Genomic DNA, 7051 nt, shown 5'->3' on the forward strand with positions numbered 1-7051 from the left:
GGAATCCGAACGGGTGTCAGGTAAAGCACCCGGCGAGGGCGTCGAAGTGGTCATCTGATCGCGATACGGTAACGTTCCGCGCGATTGTGGCTCTGTTCGAACAGTAGCCGCACGATAAGAGGCGGAACGGTAGCGGTTATGTGGGCGCCGCGTGATCGGCCGCCTCGCGGCTCTAGGGGATCGATGACTGAGTATGGCCGGGGCCCAGGCTCCGAACCGTGGCATCCGGAGGACCCGTTGTACGGGGACGGCGGATGGGAAGGACAGCAGGCCCAGGCCGGCCAGTCCTCCTACGACGGCCAGCATCAGCACTACCCCCAGCAGCAGCCGCAGCCGCAGCAGTCGCAGTACGGCGACTGGGGCACCGACGGCCAGCAGGCCGCGTACGACCAGGCGCAGCAGCAGTACGCGCAGCAGCAGTACCAGCAGCACGCTCAGCACCAGCAGCAGTACCAGCAGCAGACCCAGCAACAGCCTTACCCGCAGCAGCAGTACGGCGGACAGCCCCACCAGCAGTACGTCGATCAGGGTCAGCAGCAGTACGCGGGCGGCGGCTGGGACGCCGGTCAGCAGGGGCAGGTCCCCTACGCCGCCGACCCCATGGACCCGTACGCCCAGCAGGCAGCCGCGTACGGCGGCCAGCAGCCCGACTACTACGGCACCCCTGACGCGTACCCGCCGCCGGAACCGCCGGCCAGGCGCCGTCCCGAGCCGGAACCCGAGCCCGATCCCGAGCCGGAACCGCAGACCGGCTGGGACCCCGGTCCCGACCAGGGCGAGCACGCCTTCTTCGCGGGCGGTGACGATGACGACGAACCCGATGACGAGGCGGAGGGGCGTCGGGGCCGTGGCGACCGGAAAGGGCGGGACGGCGACAAGAGCGGGAAGGGCGGCAAGAGCAAGAAGAGCCGCAGCGGAACCGCCTGCCTGGTGGTCGTCCTGGTGTTCGGCGGCGGCATCGCCGGAATCGGGTATTTCGGGTACCAGTTCTACCAAAATCGTTTCGGCGCGGCTCCCGACTTCGCCGGCGACGGCACGAGCGCGACGGTGACCGTCGAGATCCCCAAGGGTGCGGGCGGCTACGCCATCGGCCAGGCGCTGAAGGAGAAAGGTGTCGTCAAGAGCGTCGACGCTTTTGTCTCCGCCCAGTCGGAGAATCCCAAGGGAAAGACGATTCAGGCCGGCGTCTATGTCCTGAACAAGGAGATGTCCGCCAAGAGCGCCGTCGCGATGATGCTCGACCCGAAGAGTCAGAACAACCTGATCGTCGCGACGGGATGGCGCAACGTTCAGGTCTACGCGGCGATCGACAAGCAGCTCGGCCTTGCCAAGGGCACCACCGCGAAGGTTGCCAAGGCGGATTACAAGAGCTTCGGACTTCCGGACTGGGCGAACGACAACGAGGACATCAAGGACCCGCTGGAAGGTTTCCTTTACCCGGCGACCTATCCCGCCGCCAAGGGCATGAAACCTGCGGACGTCCTGAAGGAAATGGTGGCGCAGGCCAGCGCGAAGTACGGCGCGCTCGACCTCGAAGCCAAGGCCGAGGAACTGGACCTCGACAGTCCGCTGCAGGTCATCACGGTCGCGAGCCTTGTCCAGGCCGAGGGGGTGACGCACGACGACTTCAAGAAGATGGCCGCCGTCGTCTACAACCGCCTCAAGACCTCGAACGACATCACCAACCAGAAGCTCGAATTCGACTCGACCTACAACTACCTCAAGAACCAGAGCAAGATTGATATTTCGACGTCGGAGATCCGGAACTACGACGACCCGTACAACACGTACTTCTACAAGGGGCTGCCGCCCGGACCGATCGGAAATCCCAGCGAGGACGCGCTGAAGGCGGCGCTGAATCCCGACAGCGGTGGATGGATGTTCTTCATCTCCCTCGACGGCAAGACGACGAAGTTCACCAAGACCCTGTCCGAACACGAAGAGTTGGTCCGGCAATTCAATGCACAACGCAACAGCGGCAGCTGAGCACGGAGGACGACGCCGGGCAGCGGTGCTCGGTTCTCCCATCGCCCATTCCCTCTCCCCGGTGCTGCACCGCGCCGCGTACGAGGAACTGGGGCTCACCGGCTGGACGTACGACCGCTTCGAGGTCGACGAGGCGGCACTGCCGGGATTCCTGGGCGGGCTCGGGTCCGAGTGGGCCGGGTTGTCGCTCACGATGCCGTTGAAGCGGGCGGTCATTCCGCTGCTCGACGAGGTCAGTGAGACGGCCGCGTCGGTCGAGGCCGTCAACACCGTCGTGTTCGAAGCGGACGGGCGGCGCGTCGGCGACAACACCGACATCCCCGGGATCGTGGGCGCCCTGCGCGAGCACGGCATCGAACAGGTCGACTCCGCCGCGATCCTCGGCGCCGGCGCCACCGCCTCCTCCGCGCTCGCCGCACTGGCCCGGATCTGCACCGGCGAGGTCGTCGTGTACGTCCGCAACGAGGCCCGCGCCGCCGAGATGCGGCAGTGGGGCGAACGCCTCGACATCGAGGTCCGTACGGCGGACTGGGCGGACGCGACCCGGGCGCTGCACGCCCCGCTGGTGATCGCCACCACCCCGGCCGGTGCGACGGACGCGCTGTCCGGGGCTGTCCCGGAACGGCCCGCGACCCTCTTCGACGTGCTCTACCACCCCTGGCCGACCGATCTGGCGGCCCGCTGGTCGGCGTACGGCGGGGCGGTCGTCAGCGGACTCGACCTGCTCGTGCACCAGGCCGTGCTTCAGGTGGAACAGATGACCGGACGGGTCCCGGGCCCGCTGGGCGCCATGCGCAGGGCGGGCGAGAAGGCGCTGGCCGACCGCTGACCCGCTTCCGGTCCGCTCCGTTCCGCGTCCGCTTGCTGGACCGCCGACCGGGCATCCGGCCCGGACGTGGGAGGATCGGGGGTGGCGGGCCAGGGCCGCGCACCGGTCACGCCGTCGACGTACGCGAGGACGCGCGTACGCAGGGCAGTACCAGGGCGCGAGTATCGAGGAGCACCGTTGAGCAGGTTGCGCTGGTTGACCGCGGGGGAGTCCCACGGTCCCGCACTCGTCGCGACGCTGGAGGGCCTTCCCGCCGGCGTGCCGATCACCACCGAGTTGGTGGCGGACCACCTGGCGCGGCGGCGGCTCGGCTATGGGCGCGGTGCCCGGATGAAGTTCGAGCAGGACGAGATCACCTTCCTCGGCGGCGTACGGCACGGTCTGTCGCTCGGCTCGCCGATCGCCGTGATGGTCGGCAACACCGAGTGGCCGAAGTGGGAGCAGGTGATGGCGGCCGACCCGGTGGATCCGGAGATCCTGGCCGGCCTCGCCCGCAACGCCCCGCTGACCCGCCCCCGCCCCGGCCACGCCGACCTCGCGGGCATGCAGAAGTACGGCTTCGACGAGGCCCGTCCGATCCTGGAGCGCGCCTCCGCGCGGGAGACGGCGGCCCGGGTGGCGCTGGGCGCGGTGGCCCGGTCGTTCCTGAAGGCGGCGGCCGGGATCGAGATCGTCTCGCACGTCGTCGAACTGGCGGCGGCGAAGGCCCCGTACGGCGTCTACCCCAAGCCCTCCGACGTGGAGAAGCTGGACGCGGACCCGGTGCGCTGCCTGGACGCGGACGCGTCGAAGGCGATGGTCGCGGAGATCGACCAGGCTCACAAGGACGGCGACACCCTGGGTGGTGTGGTCGAGGTACTGGCGTACGGAGTCCCCGTCGGGCTCGGTTCGCATGTGCACTGGGACCGGCGCCTCGATGCCCGGCTGGCCGCCGCTCTGATGGGCATCCAGGCCATCAAGGGCGTCGAGGTCGGTGACGGCTTCGACCTCGCGCGCGTGCCGGGCTCGAAGGCGCACGACGAGATCATCGCCACCGATGACGGCATCCGGCGCGCCACGGGCCGTTCCGGCGGCACCGAGGGCGGCCTGTCCACGGGTGAGCTGCTGCGCGTACGGGCGGCGATGAAGCCGATCGCGACCGTGCCGCGCGCCCTGCAGACCGTCGACGTCGTGACCGGCGAGGCGACGCAGGCGCATCACCAGCGCTCCGACGTGTGTGCGGTCCCGGCGGCCGGGATCGTCGCCGAGGCGATGGTGGCCCTCGTGCTGGCGGACGCGGTCGTGGAGAAGTTCGGCGGCGACAGCGTGCCCGAGACGCGCCGCAATGTGGAGTCCTACCTCGAACACCTGATCGTTCGGTGAGCGCGGTGCAGATTGTGCTGGTCGGGCCGATGGGCGTCGGCAAGTCCACCGTCGGACGGCTGCTGGCCGAACGGCTCGACTGCGCGTACCGCGACACGGACGACGACATCGTCGCCGAGCAGGGCCGCACGATCGCCGACATCTTCGTCGACGAGGGCGAGCCGGTCTTCCGTGCGGTCGAGAAGCAGGCGGTCCAGCGGGCGCTGGCCGAGCACGACGGCGTTCTCGCCCTCGGCGGCGGCTCGATCCTCGACGAGGACACCCGCAAGCTGCTGGCCGGACACCGCGTCGTCTACCTCTCGATGGACGTCGAGGAAGCGGTCCAGCGCACCGGCCTGAACGCGGCCCGCCCCTTGCTGGCGGTCAACCCGCGCCGGCAGTGGCGGGAGCTGATGGAGGCCCGCCGCCATCTGTACACGGAGGTCGCCGACGCGGTCGTCGCCACCGATGGCCGTACGCCCGAAGAGGTCACCCAAGCCGTCCTGGACGCACTGGAGTTGAAGTCAGCATGAGCAGCGAGGCAGTGACGCGGATCCAGGTCGGCGGCACGGCGGGCAGCGATCCGTACGAGGTCCTGATCGGGCGACAGCTCCTGGAGGAGCTGGGCGGGCTGATCGGGCCCAGGGTGAAGCGCGTCGCGGTGATCCACCCCGAGGCGCTCGCCGAGACGGGTGAGGCGCTGCGCGCCGACCTCGCGGGCCAGGGCTTCGAGACGGTCGCCATCCAGGTGCCGAACGCGGAGGAGGCCAAGACCGTCGAGGTGGCCGCCTACTGCTGGAAGGCGCTCGGCCAGTCCGGCTTCACCCGCACCGACGTCATCGTCGGTGTCGGCGGCGGGGCGACCACCGACCTGGCCGGGTTCGTGGCCGCGACCTGGCTGCGCGGGGTGCGCTGGATCGCCATCCCGACGACGGTCCTGGCGATGGTGGACGCGGCCGTCGGCGGCAAGACCGGCATCAACACCGCCGAGGGCAAGAACCTCGTCGGCTCCTTCCACCCGCCCGCCGGTGTGCTCTGCGACCTCGCGGCGCTGGACTCGCTCCCGGTCAACGACTACGTGTCCGGGCTCGCGGAGATCATCAAGGCCGGCTTCATCGCCGACCCGGCGATCCTGGAGCTGATCGAGGCCGACCCGCAGGCCGCCCGGACCCCGGCCGGTCCGCACACCGCCGAGCTGATCGAGCGCTCGATCAAGGTGAAGGCGGAGGTCGTCTCCTCGGACCTGAAGGAGTCGGGCCTGCGCGAGATCCTCAACTACGGTCACACGCTCGCGCACGCCATCGAGAAGAACGAGCGCTACCAGTGGCGGCACGGCGCGGCCGTCTCCGTCGGTATGCACTTCGCGGCCGAACTCGGCCGTCTGGCGGGCCGGTTGGACGACGCGACGGCCGACCGCCACCGCACGGTCCTCGAATCCGTGGGCCTGCCGCTGCACTACCGCTACGACCAGTGGCCCAAGCTGCTGGAGACGATGAAGGTCGACAAGAAGTCCCGGGGCGACCTGCTGCGGTTCATCGTCCTGGACGGGCTGGCCAAGCCGACCGTCCTGGAGGGACCGGACCCGGCCGTCCTCCTCGCCGCCTACGGCGAAGTGGGGGAGTAGCTCCCCACTCGGGCGCTTGGCCCGATTCGCCTGTGGCGATGGGCACTTCGGGCCGCTCCGGGCCGTTCACCAAACGGCGGCCCGGGACGGTACCGTTCGGTAGCGAGCGGGGTCCGTGCCCCGCAGGCCAGCGCCAATTGCCTGTACGAGATGGAGTGGCACCGGATGCAGCACGCAGTGGGGTCTCCGCTGCCGCCGCCCCACCAGCCGGGGCAAGGACCGGACGCCGACTGGTCGTCGGCCGCGCCGCACGCGGGGCAACAGCACCCGGGTTCCGCACCCCCGAACCGGCCGCCCGCCCCGGCCCCGGTCTACACCGGGGGAGCGCCCTCGGGTCCGGGTCCGGTCTACACGGGGGGAGGTCCGTCGGGCCCCGGCCCGCAGGCACCGCATCCGCCGGTCCCCCAGCACGCTCCCGTTCCGCAGCACATCCCCGTGCCGCCCCCGTCGGACACCACCGGCCATGTGCCGTTGCCGCAGGGCGACTTCGTCCCGACGCCGGGTCCGCCGCCCGCCACGGGTCCTCTCGACCCGGCCTCCGCGCCCCTCGCCGTGCTGCTGATCGGCCCCGCGGGCGCGGGGAAGACCAGCGTCGCGAAGTACTGGGCGGACCATCGCCGGGTGCCCACCGCGCACATCAGCCTTGACGACGTGCGTGAATGGGTTCGTTCGGGCTTCGCCGATCCGCAGTCGGGGTGGAACGACCACTCCGAGGCGCAGTATCGTCTCGCCCGCCGTACCTGCGGCTTCGCCGCCCGCAACTTCCTGGCCAACGGCATCTCGTGCATCCTCGACGACGCGGTGTTCCCGGACCGGCCGGTGGTCGGCCTGGGCGGCTGGAAGCGGCACGTGGGCCCCGGTCTGTTGCCGGTGGTCCTGCTCCCGGGCCTGGAGATCGTCCTGGAGCGCAACGCCGAACGGTCCGGCAACCGCCGCCTCACGGACGAGGAGGTCGCCCGTATCCACGGCCGGATGGCGGGCTGGTACGGCTCGGGCCTCCCGATCATCGACAACTCCCAGCTGGACGTGCCGGCGACGGCCCGGGTCCTGGACGACGTCCTGGCACGGCTGCTGGCCAGCCCGCCCAAGTGGTAGCGCAGGGTACGCGGGGCTGAGGGCGTGTGCCTGCCGGCCAGTGAGCGGTGGCCGCCGGTTCGGGGTGGGCCAAACGAGTGATCGCCCCCGCCGCCCCTACCCGTCCCATCCCTGGGGGCTGCGCCCCCAGACCCCCCTTTGTCGCGCTGAACGCGCTCGTCCTCAAACGCCGGACG

6 protein-coding genes are annotated in these 7051 nt (G+C 70.4%); all 6 read left to right on the forward strand.

Annotation, left to right across the window (positions count from 1 at the left end):
* Positions 1 to 183: 183 nt before the first annotated feature.
* The 6 genes from mltG (at position 184) to ACWDR4_RS49600 (ending at position 6875) form a co-directional block, all read left to right on the forward strand.
* Positions 184 to 1986: an endolytic transglycosylase MltG gene (mltG, locus tag ACWDR4_RS49575; protein WP_450418743.1), complete on the forward strand. Its 1803-nt coding sequence runs from the start codon at positions 184 to 186 to the stop codon at positions 1984 to 1986.
* The gene (locus tag ACWDR4_RS49580) at positions 1961 to 2815 is read left to right on the forward strand and encodes a shikimate dehydrogenase (RefSeq protein WP_450418744.1); all 855 of its coding nucleotides are present in this window, start codon (positions 1961 to 1963) and stop codon (positions 2813 to 2815) included. The genes mltG and ACWDR4_RS49580 overlap by 26 nt, the downstream gene beginning before the upstream one ends.
* A gap of 177 nt (positions 2816 to 2992) precedes the next feature.
* Positions 2993 to 4177 (forward strand): chorismate synthase, encoded by a 1185-nt coding sequence (aroC, locus tag ACWDR4_RS49585; protein WP_450418745.1) that lies wholly within the window; start codon positions 2993 to 2995, stop codon positions 4175 to 4177.
* Positions 4178 to 4206: 29 nt separating this feature from the next.
* Positions 4207 to 4689: a shikimate kinase gene (locus tag ACWDR4_RS49590; RefSeq protein ID WP_450418751.1), complete on the forward strand. Its 483-nt coding sequence runs from the start codon at positions 4207 to 4209 to the stop codon at positions 4687 to 4689.
* A complete protein-coding gene (aroB, locus tag ACWDR4_RS49595; RefSeq protein WP_450418747.1) occupies positions 4686 to 5780 on the forward strand; it encodes a 3-dehydroquinate synthase in 1095 nt (364 codons plus the stop codon). Before ACWDR4_RS49590 ends, aroB begins: the two co-directional genes overlap by 4 nt.
* A gap of 165 nt (positions 5781 to 5945) precedes the next feature.
* Complete coding sequence (locus ACWDR4_RS49600) at positions 5946 to 6875, forward strand: Pro-rich N-terminal domain-containing protein (RefSeq protein ID WP_450418749.1); 930 nt, start codon at positions 5946 to 5948, stop codon at positions 6873 to 6875.
* The last annotated feature ends 176 nt before the right edge of the window (positions 6876 to 7051 follow it).

This window comes from Streptomyces sp. NPDC000878, from assembly GCF_053599695.1.